Raw genomic sequence first — 20,910 nt, 5'->3', positions numbered from 1 at the left:
CGTGCCTCAAGATTTCACCATCGCAGGCACATCGGGGTGTGCCTGACCACACTTCATATCACCGGGAGGAATTCAAAATGATCAAGCACATTCTCGTCGCCGTCGGTCACGACGCCAACTGCCAGGCACTTCAATCGGCCATCAAACTGGCACGTGAAAACAACGCACATATTTCGGTCGTCCATGTGGTCGATTGGATGCCGCGCTTTATCCTGGCCGAATCGCAGGACTTTGGCGCGCTGATCAACTGCCTGGAAGAGCAGGGTCGTGAAGTGGTTGCCGAGGTTACGCAGAAGCTCAATGAAAGCGGCTGCCGCGGCGAAGCGCACATGATCACGCTGTCCGTCCAGGAATTCACCGTTGGCAAGGCGATTGCCAGCTTTGCCCGCAAGGTGGACGCCGACCTGATCGTGCTTGGCCAGACCAGGTCCAGCTTCTGGCGCTGGTTTCAGGAGGATGTTTCCTCGGAAGTCCGCCAGCATGCCGTGACGCCGCTGCATGTCACCGGATCCAACGCCAAGCGTGCTGTCCGGTCCATCTGGCGGCCGTTTGCCCGGCTGGCGGTGTCGCAGTAAGCCGGCTCGCCACGGCCGCCGGTTGATCGATGGGGCCAGGGGCTAGGGCGCGGATCTGGTTGTAGAGAGGCTGCTGACATACGCTGTCAGCAGAAGGCTTGGCGCCGGCTTTCAGGGCAAACCTTGAGCCGCGCGGGCCGGCTAATATCGATGCAGGTTGCCATCGATGGCTCTACGCAGATTGAAACGTGCTTTCGCGCCACCGGGAGGCTCCAAGAATGCTTCGACGCCAGTTCCTGAGTCGGCTAGGCGGCGCCCTGGCGCTGTTTGGTGCAAACTCATTGCGTGCTCGCACCTTGCTCAATGAGTCAGCCGCGGACGGTAAGGCCACGATGACGGGTTCCAACATCACCCCTGGCGATAGCTCCGGCATCCAGTTCGATATCACGCTCAGACAGGACCTTCTGCGCCGCCTGTCCGCCACCCGCTGGAACGATGCCGTCAGCGACGACTGGCGCTATGGCATGAACGAATCCTTCCTGAAGGCGCTCATCCAGTACTGGTGCACGACTTACGATTTCGACGCGGCCGAAAAGCGCTTGAATGAGTTGCCGCATCAGCGCGCTGAAATTCAAGGCTTCGGTATCAGCTACATCCATTTGCGCGGTCGCGGCCCCCATCCCAAGCCGCTGCTGCTGATGAACGGGTGGCCGTCCAGCTTTGCGGAGTACCGCATGCTCGCCCCCAGGCTGGCCGATCCTGCGGCATTCGGTGGATCGGCGGACGATGCATTCGATGTTGTCATCCCCACGCTGCCGGGCTTTGGCCTGTCGGAACGGCCCACGCGGCCGTATCAAGTGATTACGGAAGACCTGTTCCACCGCTTGATGACCGAGAAGCTAGGTTATCGCGGATATATCGCGTCGGGAACGGATATCGGGGCGGGCGTCGCCACACGGCTCGCGTTGAAATATCCCGCCAGCGTGAAAGGTATTCATGTCTCGACCGTGGTGGATATGCCGCTGCCTGCAAACGCGCGTCCGCTGACCGATGCCGAAAAGGCGTATCAGGCCGACCTCGCGAAATGGGAAGTGGATGAGGGTGCCTACGAACACCTGCAGTCCACCCGGCCACAGACCCTGGCATTCGGCCTGGCCGATTCACCAGCGGGCCTTGCGAGCTGGATTGTGGAGAAGTTCTACTTCTGGAGCGACAACGGCGGTGACCTGCTCAAGGCATTTCCGATGGATGTGCTCATCGACAACGTGATGATCTATTGGGCGACCGGCACCATCGGTTCATCCGTGCGTTACTACTACGACAGCCGTCATTATCGCCAGCCGCTCAAGGCGACTGACCATGTGACGGTTCCCACGGCGGTTTCCATGTGGCCCAAGGATCTGGTGAAAGCACCCAGGGAATGGGCGGAGCGTTTTTACAACGTGCAGCAGTATTCCATGCAGGCGCATGGCGGGCATTTCCCGGCCTGGGAGGCGCCCGATGCGTATGCTCAAGAACTTCGCCAATTCGCCAAGAGCATTCGTGTCTGACTTTTGCTTTGCAAGTCAGTCGCCTTGAATGGCAAGCAATAACGACGACTGCCGTAGGCTGGGTTAGCGCAGCGTAACCCAGCGAAGCGACGCCGGTTTCCATATGGCCGAAGGATCCGGTGCTGGGCGGAGCGGTTTTACGACGTGCGGTGTTGGTGTGTGATTTTTGCTTTTCGGGATGGGGGTTCGCTGGGTTACGCTGCGCTAACCCAGCCTACGCAACTGCGTCGTTTTGCCAAGAGCATTCGTGTCTGACTTTTTGCTTTGCAAGTGTCGCCTTGAGTGGCTGGCGATAATGACGATGGTCGTAGGCTGGGTTAGCGCAGCGTAACCCAGCGAATCGACGGCGGTTTCCATATGGTCGAAGGATCCGGTGCTGGGTGGGGCGGTTTTACGACGTGCGGTGTTGGTGTGTGATTTTTGCTTTTCGGGATGGATGATTCGCTGGGTTACGCTGCGCTAACCCAGCCTGCGTATTGCATGTGGAGTGGTTTGCCATCCCGAAAAAGCGGCACGTTGTCGCCAACCAACGTGCCGAAAATGGCGCACTGTCCTGACTCAGCGAACCAACATGGCCGCCCTCATACGTACACGCGTTAATCCACCCTACGCTGGGGTGTGCGTGTCGACGAGGTGATGCAGGAAGTGAGGGGCGGCGTGCAGGCCGTTGCGTTCGCCGGTGCGATGGGATGTGAAGGCGTTGTCCACCCGGCCTTTGCCTTCAGCCACAAGCACCGCTAGCGCAATGTCAGCCTGCCTGGATGTGGGGATTTGCCGCATTTCCCGACCCGAACTCCGCGTTGGGAGCCTGCCGTCGAGGTTCAAGGTGGGTGCCGGTGTTGGATCGTTGCGATCCGAGGGGCACGGCGGTGCCGTATGATGTTGGGAGATCATGAGCAACTTCCATTGAGTTGTTTGTGGTTTAGCGGGTCGTGGGAGCTCGTTACTCCCGCGACTCGCGCCTCTCCAAGCATTGCTGCCTGGGCCATCAGCGTTGGCTGTTTCGCGAACTGCGTTGATGACCCCACCACTTTAATCGAGTACTGCTGCGGGTGTCATGTAGGATTTTCTTGACACTTGGTGTACGTGCAACGTCGCTCGTCGTCATCGATGGATGTGCGAAATACCGTCTGCATAATGTTGGCTAGTAAGCGTTCTACGCGCTTTCATAGCCAAGCCGCTGCCGCAGCCGTGGCGTTGCAAAGTCCAGGAATGCACGCAGCTTCAACGGCACGTGACGCTGTCGCGGATACACCAGACTGGCGGGCATGGGCGTGGGTTCGAATGCCTGGAGTAGTCGCACCAACGCTCCCGATTTCAATGGTTCTGCGATTTGGTCTGACAGAACGCGGGCAATGCCGGCACCGGCAATAGCGGCAATAACGGCAGCTTCAGCCAAGTTTACGGTGAGGCGCGACGCGACCTGGATCAGTTGCGACGTTCGATCGAAGCGAAACTCCCATCGGTCTGCGGCGGAATAGCCTTCATAGGTAATGCAGTCGTGAGAGACAAGATCGTGGGGTTTTTCAGGTGCGCCGTGTGATGCGAGGTAGCCAGGGCTTGCGCAGAGTACGCGGCTGATGAGTCCAACGCGGGTGGCAATAATGTCACTGTCCGGAAGCTCACCCAGACGTATGGCGACATCGACTTGTTCTTCGAGCATGTTGCTGACGCGATCACTCAATTGGATGCGCGCACGAATCTCCGGGTAAGCCTGCAGAAACTCGACTAGCACGGGGACCACGTGGGTGCGGCCGATGACCAGCGGCGCGCTGATGATCAGCTCGCCCTGCGGCGCGCGATACTCGCCGGTTGCCGTGCGCTCGGCCTCCACCAGGTCTTCCAGGATGCGCCGGCATGAGGCGACGTAATCGCGGCCTGCATCGGTCAGCGTGAGCTTGCGCGTGCCGCGCAGCAACAGTCGGGCACGAAGGTGTTCCTCCAGTTCGGATACACGACGACTGACGGTAGCCAGTGGAATGTGCAGCTGGCGACTGGCGGCGGAAAGGCTGCCCGTGTCTACCGCCGCGAGCAGGATGCGCATGGCTTCGAGTCGGTCCATGGCCTTTCACCTATGGAAGGGTTCCTCCCGAATTTACCGGCTAGTGGGTGGGTCTGGAAGGGTCTAATTTTCCCCTCAACGCATCCGGCCGGCCACGCCAAGGCGGTTCCCGCGCCCGCGGCCGGCACTTCTACATTCCGATAGGGAGTACCCCATGTCCGGTCTTGATGTTCTCTTCAGCCCCTATCGGCTGAATGCCCTCGATTTGCCCAACCGCGTGGTGATGGCCCCGATGACGCGATCCTTCTCTCCGGGCGGCGTGCCGACGGCCGAGGTCGCTGCCTACTATCGCCGTCGCGCGGAGCAGGGCGTTGGCCTGATCATCACGGAAGGGACGGGCGTGGATCGTCCGGCTGCACTCAACCTGCCCGATGTCCCGCGCTTTCATGGTGAGGCGGCGCTCGCCGGCTGGAAGACGGTAGTCGACGAGGTTCACGCGGCGGGAGGACGGATCGTGCCGCAGCTGTGGCACGTCGGTCAGAAGCCCTCCAATTCGGCACCTGACTGGACGCCACCCGCACCCTTCGAGAGCCCCTCGGGACTGGCGGAGACGGGTGAGCGCGTAAGCCAGCCGATGAGCGAGACGGATGTCGCCGACACCATCGACGCCTTTGCCCGTGCAGCCGCAGATGCGGCGCAGTTCGGATTTGACGGCGTCGAATTGCATGGCGCGCACGGTTACCTTATCAATCAGTTTTTCTCGGAGGAGCTCAACCGGCGAAGTGATCGGTATGGCGGCGCGACGCTTATCGAGCGTTCCCGCTTTGCGGTCGAGATTCTCAAGTCCATTCGTGCCGTCGTGCCGGCCGGCTTTCCGGTGATTCTGCGTCTCTCGCAGTGGAAGCCCAGGGATTTCCACGCACGACTCGCCGAAACACCTCGCGTGCTGGAACGGTGGCTTGGCGCGTTCGTCGATGCCGGTGCGGACGCTTTTCATCTTTCTCAACAAAAATTCTGGGAGCCCGCCTTTCCCGGCTTTGACAAGACGTTGAGCTTGGCCGGCTGGGCGAAGAAGCTCATCGGCGTCACCGCCATCGCGGTCGGCTCGGTGGGTCTGGATGGCGACGCCTGGGAATCCTTCGCCGGCAAGAGTGCCAGCGCCGCATCGCTGGACCGGCTTTTCGAGCGGCTGGAACGCGGCGAGTTTGACCTGGCTGGAGTAGGGCGTGCGCTGCTGCAGGATCCTTCCTGGCTTGAAAAAGTTCGGCAGGGCCGTGTTGATCAGCTGGGCGACTTTACGCCGGCAGCCTTTGCGACACTCAGTTGATCCGGGTGATGCCTCGCTGCTATTCCAAAAAGCCTGTGTGCTTCACGGCTATTGCCAAATCCAGGGCAGGGTCGCCAACATGATCGATTGAAGGCGCGTATCGGCGCCGGCCGCCCACACAGGCGAGTTGCCGTGAGCCAGATTGGAAAACCACCCTGCGAAGAAGGCGTCATCCTTGGCGGGCCGTCCGCGACGCCTTGTGCGAGGTCATCGCGACGTTGGACGCTGGTCGCGGCGATCCTTGGATCCAGTCTCGCGTTCATCGACGGCACCGTGGTCAATGTCGCGCTTCCCGCCATCCAGCGAACGCTCGGCGCCACCACCTCCGATGCGCAATGGGTGATGGAATCGTATGCGTTGTTCCTGGCGTCACTGCTTTTGGTCGGTGGCGCGCTAGGCGATCGCTTTGGGCGCAAGCGCATTTTTTTGATCGGCAGCGGCCTGTTCACGCTGGCGTCGATCGGTTGTTCGCTGTCGACGGCCGTGATGCCACTCATTGCAGCGCGGGCGGTGCAGGGCGTCGGCGCGGCGCTGCTGATTCCGGGCAGCCTGGCCTTGATCAGCGCGACCTTTCCAACGTCGGAGCGTGGAGCAGCCATTGGTACGTGGTCGGCATTCAGCGCCATCACGGCGGCGATCGGGCCGGTCATCGGCGGCTTTCTGGTCGAGCATTACTCGTGGAACCTGGCCTTTCTGGTCAATGCGCCGATAGGGATCGTGCTGTGGGCGATATGCGCGGCCAAGGTGCCTGAAAGCAAAGGCGGCCAGGGCGGTGGTTCCATCGATGCATTCGGCGCGGGCTTGGTGACAATCGGCCTGGCCGGGCTGGTCTTCGCCTTCATCGAGGCACCCGCTCGTGGCTGGAGCGCGACGCCGATCTGGATGGCGGTGGTTGTCGGTCTCGTGGCGTTGGTGCTATTTGTCTACGTCGAGGCACGCATCGCATCGCCCATGTTGCCGTTGAAGCTTTTTCGTGAGCGCAGTTTTGCCGGCGCCAACGTACTGACGGCGCTGCTTTATGCAGCACTGGGTGGCAGTCTGTTCTTCCTGCCGCTGAACTTGATTCAAGTGCAGGGATATGGCGCCACCGTGGCGGGCGCCGCGTTGTTGCCGTTTATCGTGATCCTGTTTGTGTTGTCGCGCTGGGCAGGGAGCTTGGTGGATCGGTTCGGATCCCGGCTGCCGCTGGTGATCGGTCCGTTCATGGCTTCCATCGGATTCGCCATGTTCACGCTGGCATCGACCAGCAGCGGCTATTGGCAAGCATTTTTCCCGGCCATTTGCATGCTCGGGCTGGGCATGGGCATCACCGTGGCGCCGCTGACCACCACCGTCATGAACAGTGTGGACAAGCAACTGGCAGGCACGGCGTCGGGCATCAATAACGCGGTGTCGCGCGCGGCAGCGTTGCTGGCCATCGCGCTGTTCGGTGTCGTGCTGACATCGGTTTTCGATGCCACCTTGAACGGCGAGTTGGCTCGAATGCATGCATCGCCAGGACTCGTTGCTGCGGTTGTCACGCAGCGCGGCAAACTGGCCGGCATCGTGATTCCCGGGGGTTATGCGGAAGCGGCCGCAGCTGCGCTGAGGCATGCGGTCAAGGTGTCGTTTGTCGCGGGATTTCGCTGGGTGATGCTGGTTGCCGCCGCACTTGCGTTGCTTAGCGCGATCAGTGCCTGGGTTTTCATTGAAGGAAAAGTGATCGGTGATGCGCAAGCCCGTCGGCGTGGTTAAAAGCTCCATGCTTTGCTCCCTCTCCCCTGTGGGGCACGCGGGGAGTGGATGGCGCCAGCTTTGAGGAGCGAGGAGAGGGCTGGGGTGAGGGGCAGTCTTGCGAACCTGTTTCATTCGGAGCGTGCCCCGATTTATCCGCGAATAACGGGGCGGAGTAACCTTCGTATCGACTGAAGAGGAGGCCTTCGTATGCGACCGGACATCATTCCTGGGGCGACCTTCCCCGACTATGCGCTCTCCGACCATACCGGCAAACGCCGAAAACTCTCAGAGCTGCAAGGACAGGATCCCATGGTGCTGGTTCTGAGCCGCGGCGGCTTTTGCCCCAAGGACCGTCGCCAGTGCGAAGGGCTGGTTCAATTGCATCGTGAACTCGAAGTCAGCTATTGCCGGCTGGTCACGATCAGTACCGACAACATCACTGAGACGAATGAATTTCGCAGTGGAGTAGGCGCCCACTGGCCCTTCCTGTCGGACACGCGGCGGACTGTGCAGAAGGACCTCGACATCGCCGAATACACCGATCCGGCCCACAATCCGATGATTCCCCACACGATCATCCTCGAGCCCGATTTAGTCATCTACAAGATCTACAACGGCTACTGGTTCTTCGGCCGCCCCACTTCAGAAGAGCTGCGCCAGGACATGCGTGCCGTCATGAAGAAATGCCGGCTGGACTGGGACATCACTACGCCCGAACTCAAGGCGGCATGGCAGCAAGGCCGCAAGCAATTGTTCTATCCGTACGGAAATACGTACGCCCAAACGATCGGCGAACAGGATTAGCGGCGGGATTGCGGTAATCGTCGACATGGGTGTGGCGGAGCGTGAATAACGCAGTGCTGCGTCGCTGGCGATCACCATCTTCGTGCGACGCCAAGGGACGGCATGGCGTGCCCGGCGTTTGGGCAAGTATCGCCGGTCAGTCGCCAAGTATCTGCATGTGCTTCGCCTCGGTGTCATCGTCGGCGGGGAACATGCACTCGATACGAATTTCCTGTGCGCTTATGGTCTGTGGCGTTCCCACCGTGGCGACCATCGAAAAGTAATTCATCACCACGCCGTCCTTGGCGAAGCTCAAGGGAATAACCGGCGCATGGGGTGCTATTGCATGGGGATGGGGTGCTACCCACTCTGCTTTGACATCAGGGTAGGCGTGAAGAGCACGCAGCAATTGCCCCGTTTTTTCGTCAACGACGCGACCCACCGATTCGCGATGCACGCGTTGAATAAGGCTGCGTGCCGTTTGTTCCCAATTGACCATAAACGGACGCAAGCCATCAGGATCGAAAATAAGGTGAAGGATATTGCGCGGCTCAGCGCGGGCCGACATATCGATAAAGCCGTTGAAAAAGCGCGGTGCATGGTCGTTCGTCATCAGGACATTCCAATACCTGTCCATCACGATCGCCGGGAACGGGGCATGTTGGTGCAGCATTCGCGACAACGCTTTTTGAAGGCTGCGCATCTCCGGCGCTTCCAGTGAGCTCTCTGAGTAAATAGGCGCGTAACCAGAGGCTTGCAGCAACACATTTCGCTCGCGCAAAGGAATATCGAGTGCCTGGGCGATATGAATCAGCGCCTGGCGACTGGGGTTGCTTCGCCCGCTTTCGATAAAGCTGATATGCCGCTGTGAAATGCCGGTATCCATCGATACGTCCAACTGGCTTTTTCCGCGTATGCCGCGCCAATAGCGCATCAGCGAACCCAAGTCGTTTTGAACTCCGGCATGGGAGGCGTTTTTTAACAGTGCGGAGGCCATGACTCTATCTCTGGTAAGGCGTAAGAACACGCCTCGACTTTTCAATGTTCGGCTGCGAACGCGGGTAAATCCATCGGGCTCACCCGCCAGCAGGCATTCATGGGTGTTGCCTTGTCCGATAGCGCTGCCCGGTTTCCATGCGCTGCTTGGTGATCGCCTCTGCACGCTCGGTCACCGCGATTAATACGTGTACCGGCGCGGTGGCCGGTGAGCCGGCGGTGAAAGGCGTCTGTGGGTCGTAAGCCATGTAGAGTTGCAGCTCTTCCGCTACCGTGACACCTCGCAGCAGGGATACGACCACCAGCGACCCATCGATGCCCGCCGTAACACCGCCGGCACTGATCATGGCGCCATCGATAACCACGCGTTCGTTCACCGGGGTGGCGCCGTAGTAAGGGAGCACATCCATGGCGGTCCAATGCGTCGTCGCGCGCTTGCCTTCCAGCAAGCCCGCCGCGCCACATAACAACGCGCCGGTGCAGACCGAGAAAACGTAACGTGCGTGGCTCGCTTGCTTTCGAATGAAGCCGAGAATGGCCTCGTCGTGCATCAATGCTTCCTGACCGTGCCCGCCCGGTACAAGTAGCACATCGAGCTGAGGCGCATCGGCGATCGACAGATCCGGCAAAATTCGCAGGCCGCGCAAATCGCGAACAGGCCCGGTGTCTTTGGCAATGGTCAAGAAGGTGGAGTTGGGCACCCGGGAAAGCGCCTCGAAAGGCCCGGTGAAATCGCATTGATCCATATCGGGAAAGATCAGCGCACCGATGGTCAGATGAGTATTCGGGTCGATGGTATTCATGGCATGTACTCTCATGTGAAAGATGGACGATGCCGCTTTTGCCAACTCCATGGTCGAGCTGCGACGTTAAGGCGACGCTGATCAAGTATCGCCGTCGTCACCAGCCCTGTCTGTTTGCAGGCCACAGGACCGTCGGCGAGGGCAGACTGGCTGTCTGTCGAGACGGCGGGCCGAAGGCATGCGAACAGACAGGGCTGGCCCCAACGTTGAATTTTAAATGATGGGGTGATGCCTGGAAGGCTCGCAGGCTGTGCCCCGCGGCTTGGCAAGACGGCCAGTCTTCCCGGCGCCACGCGACACAGCCTGCGAGCCTTCCAGACATCATGACGACGGCGATACTTGATCAGCGTTGCCTTAAATCACGCCCTCCGCAATCGAGTATGACCGTTACGGAGGGATTGATCTTGACCTCTCTTGTGGTGTCAAAAGAGATCGCTTGCAAGGCGCATGGATGCAATGAAAATCACACTCACTGCATCCATGGTCGCCTTGGCTCTCGGTGGCTCAGCAAGCAGCCCAGGCGTGCGGCTTGAAACCGTCTTCCAGCGGCGGCTGCGTCACGCTGCCGGTGTAATTGGTGATGGTCGACGCTGCGACAATCCCGATTACTTCCAGCAGGTGATCCGGTCCGAAACCTGCCTGCAGGAACTGCTCCTTGTCGTGCGCGTTGAGACGGCCACGCTTTTCGATCAAGGTTTTGGCGAGCCTGGACAAGGCGGCCAGCTTGGCATCCTTGGGCAGATCGCCATCACGAATCGCCTGCACATCGGCCGCAGCAATGCCGTTTTCCAGTGCAAGAAAACTGTGCAGCGCTACCGGCCAGGTGCTTGCATTGGTAACCGCATTGGTAAGTAGAACCACTTGAACCTGCGGCTCGGAGAAGTTGCCGCCGTGAACATGACCGAACAGGCCAACAAGGCTGTTGATCAGCACCGGGGACGTCGACATCGCGCCGGCGATGTTGGGGAGGAATCCAAAGGCCGATTGCAGTGCTTCCAGCGCCGGCTTGGAGGCTTCGGGAGCGGATTCCATCGTATGAACGGGGAAATTGGACATGGCTTTATCTCTCAAGTGACATTGAATCAATGGGGTGGGGAATGCTCTCTCGGGTGTTTGTGTGTCCGAGTGATTGTCACTATGCGAGTTCGACTGTGTGGCCTCAATTACCTCTCAGGTAATATAGGCGGACGCCCTGCCGAAGCAGGCTGTCGCGTCGCGAGCGAGAGGTGTTTCCAGCAACCTGTCTGGCGCAAAGGTGGCACATGGACCGATTCGGGGTATTGAGCGCTTTCGTCGCCGTTGTTGAGCACGGTGGTTTTGCGCCGGCCGCTCGCCGGCTTGGGGTGGCGCCGTCGTCGCTGACCCGGCAACTCAATGCGCTTGAAGAAAGTCTTGGCACCCGGCTCATGAACCGCTCTACGCGCACCGTCACCTTGACCGAGGCCGGAGAGCAGTACTACGAAGATGCGCGCCGGATTCTCGAAGCGTTGGAAAGTGCTGATCGCACGGTGAGCGAGTCGGCGGGGCCACCCAGTGGGTTGCTTAGGGTCACGATGCCAGTCGCCTTCGGCGGATTACATGTAGCGCCCGCGCTGTCGGCGTTTCTGCGTCAGTTTCCGGGTATGCGATTGGACATCGGGCTTACCGACACGGTGGTCAATCTGGTCGAGGACCGGATCGATGTTGCCATTCGACTCGGCTCATTGGCCTCCCCGAATCTGATCGCCCGCCAACTTGCGCCACATCGACGGGTGATTTGCGCCAGTCCGGACTATCTTGAAGAGCATGGAATCCCCAAGGAACCGCAGGATCTGGCGCATCACAACTGCCTGCTATTCGATTATCTAACCGGTGAAAGCACGTGGACCTTGGTGCGCGATGGCAAGAGCGTAAAGGTATCGGTTAGCGGCAACCTGCGCGCCAACGGCTCTGTGCTGCTGCGGGAAGCTGCGATTGGCGGAGCGGGATTGGTGCTGATGCCTACCTGGCTGGTGGGTCAGGACATCGCGGCGGGCCGGCTGGTGCCCGTGCTGGAGCCATGGGCTCCCTCGCTGGGTGCTGAGCGGGGAGCCATCTGGGCCGTCTATCTGCCCAGTCGCCGCGGGTCGAAAAAAGTCGCGGTATTTCTCGACTTTTTGATTCAGCATTTTGGCAATCCGCCTTATTGGGATCGACATGCTTGAATGACGCATGGATGGATTGGCTTGGAAGCGAAAATGGCACTCCTGTTCTGAAGTATCTCCACGCTCTCCTCGCCGTCATTCCCGCGAAAGCGGGAATCCATCTTGCTCCTGCTCTTAAAGCAACATGGATCCTCGCTTTCGCGGGAATGACGGCCACGCGAGATCGATCTTTTTTTTGCAATACACATCCCCTTATTGGATGGGCTTTATTCAACCAGCCGACTCAACACGCGCACGCAGCAAGCGCCGGGAATTCAAACTCAATGCCAGCGCACCGACCGGCAACACCGCACCCAGTAGCGTTACACCTACCCAGCCGTAGTGGCTCCATGCCCACGCGGACAAGAACGAGCCAATCGCGCCGCCGACAAACATGGTGGTCATGAATAGCGTGTTGAGGCGACTCTTGTATTCGGGGTGCAGGCTGTAGATCAGATGCTGGTTGGACACCAGTGCGATCTGTTCGCCAAAGTCGAGCACGATGACGCCAATGACCAGGCCTACCAGATTGGACCAGGCGCCAAACACTACCCAGGCGAGAATCATGGCGGCAGCGCCCAACGCGATCACCGGCGCGGGCCCTTTGCGATCAGCCATTCGACCCGCGAGAGGCGCCATCGCCACCCCGACGGTTCCGACAATGCCGAACAGGCCAGCCGCGGCAGCGCCCAGGTTAAGCGGCGGCTGGGCCAGGCGCAGGGCGAGGATGGTCCAGAACGCTGAAAACGACGCGAACAGCAGGGCCTGAGTCGCGGCGGCCCGGCGCAACATCGGCTCGTGCACCCAGAGCTTGCCCAACGAGACCATCAGTGCACCGTACTGCACTGCCTGAGTTGGCCGATGAGCCGGCAGCACACGTCGCATCAACACGGCGCCCGCGACGGCCACGGGTGCGGCCAGCCAGAACACCGCGCGCCAACCGGCCATGCTGGACACGACACCGGCGAGTGTTCGGCTGAGCAGAATGCCGGCCAGCAGACCACTCATCACACTACCAATGGCTGCACCACGTTTCGTGGGTTCGGCCAGGATGGTGGTAAACGGCACGATCTGCTGAGCCACCGTGGCCATGGCTCCCACCAGCACCGATGCGATGGCCAGCGTCGCCAAGCCAGGGGCGGCGGCGGCAAAAATCAAAGCCACCGCCAATCCCAGGAACTGCAGCACGATCAGGCGGCGACGTTCCAGCATGTCGCCCAGTGGCAACAGGAACAGCAGGCCACTGGCATAACCCAACTGCGTCATGGTGGGAATCCAGGCGCTGACACGAGGATCGTGCAAGCTCTCGTTCATGACGCCCAGCATGGGCTGGTTGTAATAGATATTGGCCGCACCCATGCCCGCGGCCGCGGCCATCGCAAACAGGGTTGTCTTGGATAAGCGGGGTGATGATGCGTTATCGGGCTGCATGACGAGAATCCTGGACGAGAATGGAAAAGGTCTCAGCCGGCTAAAGCTTGCTTGGCCAAGGGATAGTCGAGGTAGCCGATTTCGCCGCCGCCGAAGAAACTGCTTGGATCAGGCGTGTTCAACGGCAAGCCGTGACGAAAGCGATAGGGCAGGTCCGGATTGGCGATGAAGGTGCGTCCAAAAGCAATGATGTCTGCGCGCCCACTGGCCAGGGCGGCTTCGGCCGTCTCTTGCGTGTAGCCGCCGGCGAGCATCAGCACGCCTTGGTAGTCGTGACGGAGCTGGCGAATGATCATGTCCCAGCGCGGATCGACATCATCGTCGCGCACGGTGCCGACAATGACCGGTTCGACCAGGTGCAGGTAAGCAAGGTCGCGCTTGCTCAGCTCGCGCGCGATATAGCCAAACGTCGCCTCGGGTGTGTCGTCACCCATGCCCTGGTAACGACCCATGGGAGTGAGTCGGACACTGACCCGCTTCGAACCAACCGTGGCAACCATCGCATCGACGACCTCAAGCAGAAAGCGGGCGCGATTCTCCGCGCTGCCGCCATACGCGTCTTCACGATGATTGCTATTGCTGTTGATGAATTGGTCCAGCAAATAACCGTTGCCGGCATGAATCTCCACGCCATCCATGCCCGCCTTGATGGCGTTCGCGGCGGCGGCCGCGTAATCGGCGATCACTTCGGCAATGCCTTCGTGCGAAAGGGCCGTGGGCGTCGTCGTGTTGGCCCAGGTTCCTTGACCGTCTTCGGCAACGATAAACGTCTTGTCCGGCGCAGCAAGAGCGCTTGGCGCCACGGGAGCCCGGCCGCCGGGCTGGAATTGCGCATGCGATACGCGACCCACGTGCCACAGTTGCAGGAAGATGCGACCGCCTTCTTGGTGCACAGCTTGGCTGATGGCCTTCCAGCCCTGAATTTGGGCGTCCGTGTGGATGCCTGGCGTCCACGCGTAGCCTTGCCCTTGCGGCGAAATCTGGGTGGCCTCGCTAACGATAAGCGCTGCCCCGGCCCGCTGCCGGTAGTACTCCACATTCATGGCGGTGGGCACATTGCCCGGTTGGCCGGCGCGAGAACGCGTCAAGGGCGCCATGGCGACGCGATGGGGGAGGTCGAGGTTGCCGATCCGAAGGGGTGAAAAAAGGTGAGTATTCATGTGGGGGAGGGGTCGCAAAGATGCGCGTCAGCGCGTTGGCCGACACCTTAGGGGCGCTCATCTCAAAGAAGAATGCCCCCATGCGCAATAGACTTTTGCAACGAGTGCAAAGGACACGGTACGACGACTTGGGATCCGACTCCATGGCACGGACGCCGATACGGTGTTTGCCTGCCGGAGCCCTGTATAGCGCTCATTTCTCGCGAATTCCGATGGTCAAAATGGCAGCGGCCGAGTTTGTGATTTTTGCTCCCGCAGCGTGGTATGGCTTCCAGGAATGACTCCTATGCCGCGCGCGGATGTATTCCGCCGACTTTCCCATCGCTAGCCTTTTCTTCATCGACTGACGGCCGCCTTTCCATGGCAGAGGCCATCAGCGGCTAGCACATTCGGAGGAACGATGAAGATCAAAGCAATGAATATCGGCTTTGGCGCGCACGTCGAAGAAACCGACCTGACCGCGCTGACGCAAGACGATGTGGATGGGTTGCGTGCGGCGCTTCTAACGCATGGCTTGCTGGTCATCCGCAATCAGAAGCTTTCGCCGGCTGAGCAGATCAGGATGTCGGAGGTCTTTGGCGCGCTCGAGACGTTCTCGCCGGGCGAGGGGCAGTTGACCGACTATCCGCAAATCTTCCGTGTGGCCAGCCGCCCCGTGGAAGGTCATACCAACGTTGGCCGCTACTGGCATTCTGACGGTTCGTTCCGTGCGCAGGCCACGCCCATCTCGATCTGGTATCTGGTCGCGCAACCGGCCCATGGCGGCGAGACGCTGTTTGCCGATCTGCGCGAGGCGTACCGGGCATTGCCGGATGAGGCGAAGCCAGCGATCGACGGTCTCATCACGCAGCATCGCAACGGCATAAAACATCCGCTCGTGATCCGGCATCCCGCGACACGCGAGCCGACGCTCTACTTCAACGTCGGCCTGACCGATGGCGTCGTGGGCTACACGCCCGAACAGTTCATGACATTGCGGAATGATCTCGACAATCACCTGTCCCGCGCGGGTGCCGCTTACGTCCATGACTGGCGTGAAGGCGATGTCGTCATTGCCGACAACTTTCGGGTTGCCCACCGCGCTACGCCGATCTCGGAGGATCAGCATCGCATTCTGGATCGAACGACGATACGGGCGGGTGGCGTGTACTGGGGCAGGGCTCAGATCTGAGGGCCTTGGCCTGTTGGTTCACACATTGAACGTTTTATGCCTGCCGGGAATGAAGATAGGTGCCTGGTTGGTCTACTGCCGGCGAAATAACACGCTCATTATCTACAAGCCACGAAATTCTCGTTAGGAGAAGATCATGAGCACATTCCAGTTCGCCGCCTGACTCGTGCCATCGAGGCACCGTAATCTTCTGGAGGCCGCGTAACATGACCAACACGACTGCAAGAAAGCCTGATGAGCGGGCTATCCCTTATCAGCTGCCGCAAGCCCCTGACATGTCACCCGACATCGTGCATTTGGGCGTGCTCGACAAGTGGCTGGAGGACGATAAGCTTTGGGTGCCGATGACGCCGACGGTTTCGTTCAAGCCGCTGCTGCTCAGCACCAGCCAGGGCTACTACGTCAATCTGCTCAGGGTGCGCCAATCTGGCGTGCTCTCGCGCCACCGCCATACCGGGCCGGTGCACGCGATCGTTCTGAAAGGCCGATGGTATTACCTCGAGCATGACTGGGTGGCGGAGCAGGGTGGCTACGCCTACGAGCCGGCCGGCGAGACGCACACCTTGTACGTGCCCGACGACGTCAAAGAGATGATTACGTGGTTCCACGTCACGGGCGGATACACCTACGTTGATCCCCAAGGAGAAGCAGTGGGATACGAAGATGTGTTCACGAAAATCGCGGCCGCTCGCAAGCATTACGAAGCGATCGGCCTCGGCGCCGACTACGTAAAGCAGTTCATCCGCTAAGCGTCTTTGTTGCGCGCGATTTTCGGATACCGCGAGAGCACGCACGAAGATTTGCCTTATACACCTCGATCGCTGCGCGCCACGGGCCGCAACGGAGGATATTCATCATGAAACGACATACTGTTGACGTGGCCGGTGTACCGGTCAGCTACCTGAGTGCCGGCGACCCGGCAGGATCGGTGGTGGTGTTGTTGCACGGCACCTATTGGAGCCGGGTGTGGCAGCCGGTGCTCGATGACCTGGCTGCCGCCGGATTACGCCCCATCGCGGTCGATTTCCCTGGCTTCGGCCGCTCCGGTGGCGAGCTGACCATCGCGGATGCATCGATTCCCGCGTTGGCCGGTTGGTTGCCGCGCTTCCTGGATGCGCTCGGTATCGCAGGACCAGTGGGCGTCGCAGGGCACGACATTGGCGGCGGCGTTGCGCAGCAGGTGCTGGTCGATGGGAAGATCGACGTGCGCAAATTCGCGCTCGTCAACGCCGTGATGTTCGATTCGTGGCCGGTGCCCGGCGTTGCCCGGTTCCGCGATCCGGCGGTGGCCGCGGCGACAACGACGGAAGATATCCTTGCTGCGCGTCGCAAGTCGGTCCTCACGGCACTGGCCAGGCCAACAACGGAAAGCGAAGTGGCCGAGTATCTCGAACCGTGGACGGACCCGCGCGTGGCACGGTCGTGGCTCGCCCTGGCCGGTGCGGCGGACAATCGTTACACGATGGAGCTGTTGCCGCGTCTTCGCGCGTCGCAGACGCCGAAGCTGCTCGTCTGGGGCGAAGACGACAGCTTCCAGCTCATCGCGAACGCGGAGCGCTTCGTCAAAGAGATCCCGAACACGCAGCTGGTCCGGATTCCCAAGGCAGGCCACATTCCTATGGAAAATGACGCTGCCACCGTGGCTCGTGCGTTGGCGGATTTCTTCACCTGACCCGGAGCAACCGGCAGCTGCGGTATCGCTGTCCGGTCAATGGCACGCGTGTTTCGAAAGCGAACCTTCAAGCTCTCGTATTACTGCACGGGGCTTTTGTGAGAAGCCCTTCCAAAGCATCCCCCGCTTTAACGTGGCGTGACTCATTCAATACCTTCCAATTTGGGAGACCATCATGCAAACGATTCCGGATAGCTATTTCACTGCCTACCGCAACCTTAAGTTGACGCGGGATGAAGACGGTGTGCTGGTTGTACAACTCCATAGCAATGGCGGCCCACTTACTTTCACGGCGGAGGCGCACACGGAGGTGGTCGATGCGTTCTACCGGATTTCGCAGGACCGGGCGAACAAGATCGTCATCCTCACCGGTGCGGGCGGAGACTTCATGACCGGGGTTGACTGGGAGTCTTTCAAGGACGTCTCCGATCCCGACATTTGGAGCCAGATCCATGATGAAGGCGTTCAAGTCCTGGAGAACATAGCCAACATACGCGTGCCAGTCATCGCGGCGATCGAGGGGCGTGCCCATATCCACACGGAATATGCATTGCTGGCCAACATCATTGTGGCCGCAGAAGGCGCCACTTTCCACGACATGGGCCACTATGCTGCGGGCGTCGTGCCCGGTGACGGCATCTTTACTACCTGGAGCTATCGTGCGGGAGCGGGGCGGGCGGAAAGTTTCCTGCTCAACGCGCAGACGATTACGGCGGCTGTCGCACGCGAGTGGGGCGTGGTTGCCGAAGTCGTGCCGCACGGACAGGCGCTTGCCCGCGCACAGGAATTGGCGCGGAAGTATTTAAAAGCGCCCGAAGTAGCACGCCGCAACACGCGCATACACTTTATTTGGCCGTTGAAGCAACGCATCGTGCAGGAAGTAGGCTACGGTTTGTCGCTCGAAGGCGCGTCTGCGGCCGCACTTGTGAAATCAATGCGAGCGAAGGGCTGAGCAAAGTCGGGGAATGCACGCGGCTTCTTATAGCGCGTCCGGCTGGAATGAGAACGCCATGTTCGCCTGGTGCCGAACGGAAGCGGACGTTAGGGAAGGGCGATGCACTTTGAAGTCAATCTCAATGTCTTGAATGCCCCCGATAATGAATGGTTAGACGCGCGTCTGTTCGATTCCATAGCGCATTGCGTCCACGAGAACGTCAATGTCTATATTTCGTAGTGCCCGGAACTTGATGCAATACCCGGTTACGCTTGCCTGGCCGATCTTTTTCCCATATTTCTCGGCCAGGTACTTTTTGTCTTTTATCCCCATAATGTAGACAGAGATGCCTGTTGTATTTGCACTAATGCCGATCTGATAGAACTCTCTGGTCTTTGCATCGGCATACTTTATAGTCTGCACCCCGTAGCCTATATTCGGATTGGAAACAACCCGGCCATTTTCATCTTTGCCATCGAGAAACCATAATTTACAGTCAGGCATGATTCCAAGAATGATGTCATGCAGCGCTTGCATGTCACTTCGTTTTGGCTCTGGCTGAGCTGCGATATGGTCCTTGATTTGGCTGCGTACGTTCATGTGCAAATCTCTGCCTGGTCATCTGTCCGCAGAATCCGAACGCCTAAGAGGGTACTCCAGTTAAGGGGGAGGGCATTTCCACTGGAAATTTAATTGGTCACCTGGGCTACTCCCGAGTTGCGGCACTTCCAGCCCATGATTTTCCCCAAGGGATTGGCTATGGGAAAGAGATCGTTCCGCACAACTTCAAAGCGACGTTTAAGAGTGCGAAGCGATTAGAGAGGGTTATCGTCGGTAGGACAGGCGCGGATCTTGTTTCTCAAAAGGCACTGTTCGTTGTCTGCTGAGGCGCAGGCATGCCACTGTTACTGCGTGAAATGGCCAACTGATCGTTTTCAAGCGTCGTCGTTGGCAGCGACCCAGGGATGAGCTCATCTGCGACCATAGTCGATAAGCATGGTGCCGGGCGGGGCGAGTTTATCCAAGACCAGGTCCAATGGCCGATGATAGTGGCCGCTTCCGTGATGCGATTTGGGGAGTGCAGGGTGGCTGAAGATTCCCTCCCACCAACTGGCGGCAACTTCCGGAAGCGAGCGATTCCCGTCAGCGAAGCGGTGCCAAGCTTCGAGCTTGAACCGATTCATCGATCCCAACAGACTGCGATCACTGGTGTTTGCATATATCGGCGGCGCTTCCCAGGCAGCCAATTCGGCACTGCACTGAGGCCATTCCGGGTCAAAGTCATAGTGCAGCAAGAGCTTGAAGAGCTGCTGCCCGGCATGAATGTGGAGGTACTTCAAGAATTCGGCATTGCCAGGGAGTACAAGCCCGGCGCCAGTACTCGCATTTAGCAGCGTCAAGAACGGTTTGCGCTCGAAGAAGTCGAGATCGGCGTACCACTCACCCAGCGGATTGGTCGGCACAGGAGGCGCCGGCAGCTTGGCCGACTGATGAAGGCGCTTCAATAACTTGGTGGTGCAGCGTAGCGCGATCATGGCGTGATTTTAACGGTGTTCATTAGCTTGGTTTCGAAGCGACTTTGCCAATGGGGATACGTCTACCGCCTATTGGAGCAGGGCGCTGCCCTGAATGCGATTAGCCTGTGTTATCGAGGGTAGAGCAGGATGGATCTCGACCCGCAACGGGAGGCGAAAGGCAACTCGAAGAGGCGCCAGGACCTGGCTTGATCGGGTATTGCGGAGAGATCCACTTTCAACTGCGGGTTCGGCCGACGCTTTCGCCCAGCCTTATCGAGTAGCGAGCACAGGTGGGACCACGGAAGTTCGAGAGGCGCGATGATGGTATAGGCGCCATGGGAATGGTGCCTCTGTCACTTTCCATATGCCTGAGCAACCTGCCCAACCAGCTTGGCCCAGGCCATGTCCATCGCTCCATAGACCTCGGAGGCCTCTGGTCGCGCGTTGTCCTTCAGTATTTCAACCATCAGCGTTGCATAGTCAGAAAGCATCACGCCTGCTTGTTGCATGCGCATGAGGCCCGTCTGGCGCTTCGTTTCAGAGAATGTGCCGGACGCGTCGACGGCGACGTAAGCGTCGAGTCCTTTGGCGACGGCCGTCATGGCCGGAAAGGCGGCACAAACCTCCAGAGAGATGCCGGCAAAGATGAGCTTCTTTCGACCCGTCCCCAAGATGGCCTTGGACACCGCGGGATCGTCGAAAGCGTTGACCGACGAGCGATCGATGATCTGCGTGCCCGGCAACGCTTCCACAAGTTCCGGGAAGGTTGGTCCCCACATGCTGTCACGCGCCGTCGTCGTGACGACAATCGGCAGCTTGAGCGCCTTGGCCGCTTTGGCAAGGGCAACAACATTGTGCTTGAGTTCGCCCGTGGAATAGTCGCGCACGCCAGTCATGAGGCCCACCTGGTGGTCGACAAGCACCAGCGCGGCATTTTCGGAGGTCAGCGGGGTGTAGGCGTTTTTGACGTCAGACATGGCAGTTTCCTTAGACGGAGGATGGGCTAAGGCGATGGCCGCCGGCGCAACGCCCAATACGGTTACGGTGGTAGCAACCAGACCCGATCGAAGAAACTCACGTCGTTTCACGGGCTCTCCCATCGCGGACTTGCGTGATCGTCCAGGTGAGCGACCTGCGCTGACCACCGCTGAAGGGCATCGTAGGCGTTGAG

General features: G+C 59.6%; 19 protein-coding genes. 10 read left to right on the top strand and 9 right to left on the bottom strand.

All coding sequences use genetic code 11. The features are described 5' to 3' along the window. Positions 1-77 precede the first annotated feature (77 nt). The gene (locus tag ISP19_RS03940) at positions 78-575 is read left to right on the top strand and encodes a universal stress protein (protein ID WP_204680038.1); all 498 of its coding nucleotides are present in this window, start codon (positions 78-80) and stop codon (positions 573-575) included. Between the two features lie 218 nt (positions 576-793). Next, on the top strand, positions 794-2,065 hold the full coding sequence (locus ISP19_RS03935) for an epoxide hydrolase family protein (RefSeq protein WP_204680037.1): 1,272 nt from the start codon (positions 794-796) through the stop codon (positions 2,063-2,065). 1,156 nt (positions 2,066-3,221) lie between these two features. On the opposite strand, the gene ISP19_RS03930 is transcribed toward ISP19_RS03935, so the two are convergent. Then, entirely contained in the window at positions 3,222-4,127 is a 906-nt protein-coding gene (locus tag ISP19_RS03930) for a LysR family transcriptional regulator (protein WP_239556478.1), read from the bottom strand. A 154-nt stretch (positions 4,128-4,281) separates the two neighbouring features. On the opposite strand from ISP19_RS03930, the gene ISP19_RS03925 reads away from it, so the two are divergent. The 3 genes from ISP19_RS03925 (at position 4,282) to ISP19_RS03915 (ending at position 7,914) form a co-directional block, all read left to right on the top strand. Then, complete coding sequence (locus ISP19_RS03925) at positions 4,282-5,394, top strand: NADH:flavin oxidoreductase (protein ID WP_204680036.1); 1,113 nt, start codon at positions 4,282-4,284, stop codon at positions 5,392-5,394. A 132-nt stretch (positions 5,395-5,526) separates the two neighbouring features. Further along, complete coding sequence (locus tag ISP19_RS03920) at positions 5,527-7,128, top strand: MFS transporter (protein WP_204680035.1); 1,602 nt, start codon at positions 5,527-5,529, stop codon at positions 7,126-7,128. Positions 7,129-7,317: 189 nt separating this feature from the next. Continuing rightward, positions 7,318-7,914, top strand: a complete 597-nt coding sequence (locus ISP19_RS03915) for a peroxiredoxin family protein (protein WP_204680034.1) — start codon at positions 7,318-7,320, stop codon at positions 7,912-7,914. Between the two features lie 136 nt (positions 7,915-8,050). Here the strand turns inward: ISP19_RS03915 and ISP19_RS03910 are convergent, their stop codons facing one another. The 3 genes from ISP19_RS03910 to ISP19_RS03900 all read right to left on the bottom strand — a co-directional run bounded on the left by ISP19_RS03910 (position 8,051) and on the right by ISP19_RS03900 (position 10,748). Then, complete coding sequence (locus ISP19_RS03910; RefSeq protein ID WP_204680033.1) at positions 8,051-8,890, bottom strand: helix-turn-helix domain-containing protein; 840 nt, start codon at positions 8,888-8,890, stop codon at positions 8,051-8,053. 97 nt (positions 8,891-8,987) lie between these two features. Next, the gene (locus ISP19_RS03905) at positions 8,988-9,692 is read right to left on the bottom strand and encodes a DJ-1/PfpI family protein (protein WP_204680032.1); all 705 of its coding nucleotides are present in this window, start codon (positions 9,690-9,692) and stop codon (positions 8,988-8,990) included. A gap of 504 nt (positions 9,693-10,196) precedes the next feature. Continuing rightward, positions 10,197-10,748, bottom strand: a complete 552-nt coding sequence (locus tag ISP19_RS03900) for a carboxymuconolactone decarboxylase family protein (protein ID WP_204680031.1) — start codon at positions 10,746-10,748, stop codon at positions 10,197-10,199. Between the two features lie 206 nt (positions 10,749-10,954). On the opposite strand from ISP19_RS03900, the gene ISP19_RS03895 reads away from it, so the two are divergent. Then, complete coding sequence (locus tag ISP19_RS03895; protein ID WP_204680030.1) at positions 10,955-11,875, top strand: LysR family transcriptional regulator; 921 nt, start codon at positions 10,955-10,957, stop codon at positions 11,873-11,875. A 210-nt stretch (positions 11,876-12,085) separates the two neighbouring features. Here the strand turns inward: ISP19_RS03895 and ISP19_RS03890 are convergent, their stop codons facing one another. Both ISP19_RS03890 and ISP19_RS03885 read right to left on the bottom strand, forming a co-directional pair. Beyond that, on the bottom strand, positions 12,086-13,285 hold the full coding sequence (locus tag ISP19_RS03890) for an MFS transporter (protein WP_204680029.1): 1,200 nt from the start codon (positions 13,283-13,285) through the stop codon (positions 12,086-12,088). A gap of 32 nt (positions 13,286-13,317) precedes the next feature. After that, positions 13,318-14,445: an alkene reductase gene (locus ISP19_RS03885; RefSeq protein WP_204680028.1), complete on the bottom strand. Its 1,128-nt coding sequence runs from the start codon at positions 14,443-14,445 to the stop codon at positions 13,318-13,320. 400 nt (positions 14,446-14,845) lie between these two features. On the opposite strand from ISP19_RS03885, the gene ISP19_RS03880 reads away from it, so the two are divergent. The 4 genes from ISP19_RS03880 (at position 14,846) to ISP19_RS03865 (ending at position 18,240) form a co-directional block, all read left to right on the top strand. Continuing rightward, a complete protein-coding gene (locus ISP19_RS03880; protein ID WP_204680027.1) occupies positions 14,846-15,616 on the top strand; it encodes a TauD/TfdA dioxygenase family protein in 771 nt (256 codons plus the stop codon). A 206-nt stretch (positions 15,617-15,822) separates the two neighbouring features. Then, the gene (locus ISP19_RS03875; protein ID WP_204680026.1) at positions 15,823-16,365 is read left to right on the top strand and encodes a 2,4'-dihydroxyacetophenone dioxygenase family protein; all 543 of its coding nucleotides are present in this window, start codon (positions 15,823-15,825) and stop codon (positions 16,363-16,365) included. Positions 16,366-16,472: 107 nt separating this feature from the next. Beyond that, entirely contained in the window at positions 16,473-17,288 is an 816-nt protein-coding gene (locus ISP19_RS03870) for an alpha/beta fold hydrolase (protein WP_204680025.1), read from the top strand. A gap of 175 nt (positions 17,289-17,463) precedes the next feature. Further along, on the top strand, positions 17,464-18,240 hold the full coding sequence (locus tag ISP19_RS03865; RefSeq protein ID WP_204680024.1) for an enoyl-CoA hydratase/isomerase family protein: 777 nt from the start codon (positions 17,464-17,466) through the stop codon (positions 18,238-18,240). 153 nt (positions 18,241-18,393) lie between these two features. On the opposite strand, the gene ISP19_RS03860 is transcribed toward ISP19_RS03865, so the two are convergent. The 3 genes from ISP19_RS03860 to ISP19_RS03850 all read right to left on the bottom strand — a co-directional run bounded on the left by ISP19_RS03860 (position 18,394) and on the right by ISP19_RS03850 (position 20,716). Next, entirely contained in the window at positions 18,394-18,822 is a 429-nt protein-coding gene (locus ISP19_RS03860; protein ID WP_204680023.1) for a hypothetical protein, read from the bottom strand. A 371-nt stretch (positions 18,823-19,193) separates the two neighbouring features. Continuing rightward, on the bottom strand, positions 19,194-19,757 hold the full coding sequence (locus ISP19_RS03855; RefSeq protein WP_204680022.1) for a DUF6933 domain-containing protein: 564 nt from the start codon (positions 19,755-19,757) through the stop codon (positions 19,194-19,196). A gap of 335 nt (positions 19,758-20,092) precedes the next feature. Further along, positions 20,093-20,716, bottom strand: coding sequence for an isochorismatase family protein (locus ISP19_RS03850; RefSeq protein WP_204680021.1), 624 nt, complete (start codon positions 20,714-20,716; stop codon positions 20,093-20,095). Positions 20,717-20,910: the final 194 nt, after the last annotated feature.

It is taken from the genome of Dyella flava (assembly GCF_016904955.1).
GTDB lineage: Bacteria > Pseudomonadota > Gammaproteobacteria > Xanthomonadales > Rhodanobacteraceae > Dyella_B > Dyella_B flava.
This window is presented reverse-complemented; position numbering and strand designations above follow the sequence as displayed.

Excerpts from the sequence above, each read along its gene's own strand:
- ISP19_RS03940 (WP_204680038.1), top strand. The coding sequence starts at position 78 with ATGATCAAGCACATTCTCGTCGCCGTCGGTCACGACGCCAACTGCCAG.
- ISP19_RS03935 (WP_204680037.1), top strand. The coding sequence starts at position 794 with ATGCTTCGACGCCAGTTCCTGAGTCGGCTAGGCGGCGCCCTGGCGCTG.
- ISP19_RS03930 (WP_239556478.1), bottom strand. The coding sequence starts at position 4,127 with ATGGACCGACTCGAAGCCATGCGCATCCTGCTCGCGGCGGTAGACACG.
- ISP19_RS03925 (WP_204680036.1), top strand. The coding sequence starts at position 4,282 with ATGTCCGGTCTTGATGTTCTCTTCAGCCCCTATCGGCTGAATGCCCTC.
- ISP19_RS03915 (WP_204680034.1), top strand. The coding sequence starts at position 7,318 with ATGCGACCGGACATCATTCCTGGGGCGACCTTCCCCGACTATGCGCTC.
- ISP19_RS03910 (WP_204680033.1), bottom strand. The coding sequence starts at position 8,890 with ATGGCCTCCGCACTGTTAAAAAACGCCTCCCATGCCGGAGTTCAAAAC.
- ISP19_RS03905 (WP_204680032.1), bottom strand. The coding sequence starts at position 9,692 with ATGAATACCATCGACCCGAATACTCATCTGACCATCGGTGCGCTGATC.
- ISP19_RS03900 (WP_204680031.1), bottom strand. The coding sequence starts at position 10,748 with ATGTCCAATTTCCCCGTTCATACGATGGAATCCGCTCCCGAAGCCTCC.
- ISP19_RS03895 (WP_204680030.1), top strand. The coding sequence starts at position 10,955 with ATGGACCGATTCGGGGTATTGAGCGCTTTCGTCGCCGTTGTTGAGCAC.
- ISP19_RS03890 (WP_204680029.1), bottom strand. The coding sequence starts at position 13,285 with ATGCAGCCCGATAACGCATCATCACCCCGCTTATCCAAGACAACCCTG.
- ISP19_RS03885 (WP_204680028.1), bottom strand. The coding sequence starts at position 14,445 with ATGAATACTCACCTTTTTTCACCCCTTCGGATCGGCAACCTCGACCTC.
- ISP19_RS03880 (WP_204680027.1), top strand. The coding sequence starts at position 14,846 with ATGAAGATCAAAGCAATGAATATCGGCTTTGGCGCGCACGTCGAAGAA.
- ISP19_RS03875 (WP_204680026.1), top strand. The coding sequence starts at position 15,823 with ATGACCAACACGACTGCAAGAAAGCCTGATGAGCGGGCTATCCCTTAT.
- ISP19_RS03870 (WP_204680025.1), top strand. The coding sequence starts at position 16,473 with ATGAAACGACATACTGTTGACGTGGCCGGTGTACCGGTCAGCTACCTG.
- ISP19_RS03865 (WP_204680024.1), top strand. The coding sequence starts at position 17,464 with ATGCAAACGATTCCGGATAGCTATTTCACTGCCTACCGCAACCTTAAG.
- ISP19_RS03860 (WP_204680023.1), bottom strand. The coding sequence starts at position 18,822 with ATGAACGTACGCAGCCAAATCAAGGACCATATCGCAGCTCAGCCAGAG.
- ISP19_RS03855 (WP_204680022.1), bottom strand. The coding sequence starts at position 19,757 with ATGATCGCGCTACGCTGCACCACCAAGTTATTGAAGCGCCTTCATCAG.
- ISP19_RS03850 (WP_204680021.1), bottom strand. The coding sequence starts at position 20,716 with ATGTCTGACGTCAAAAACGCCTACACCCCGCTGACCTCCGAAAATGCC.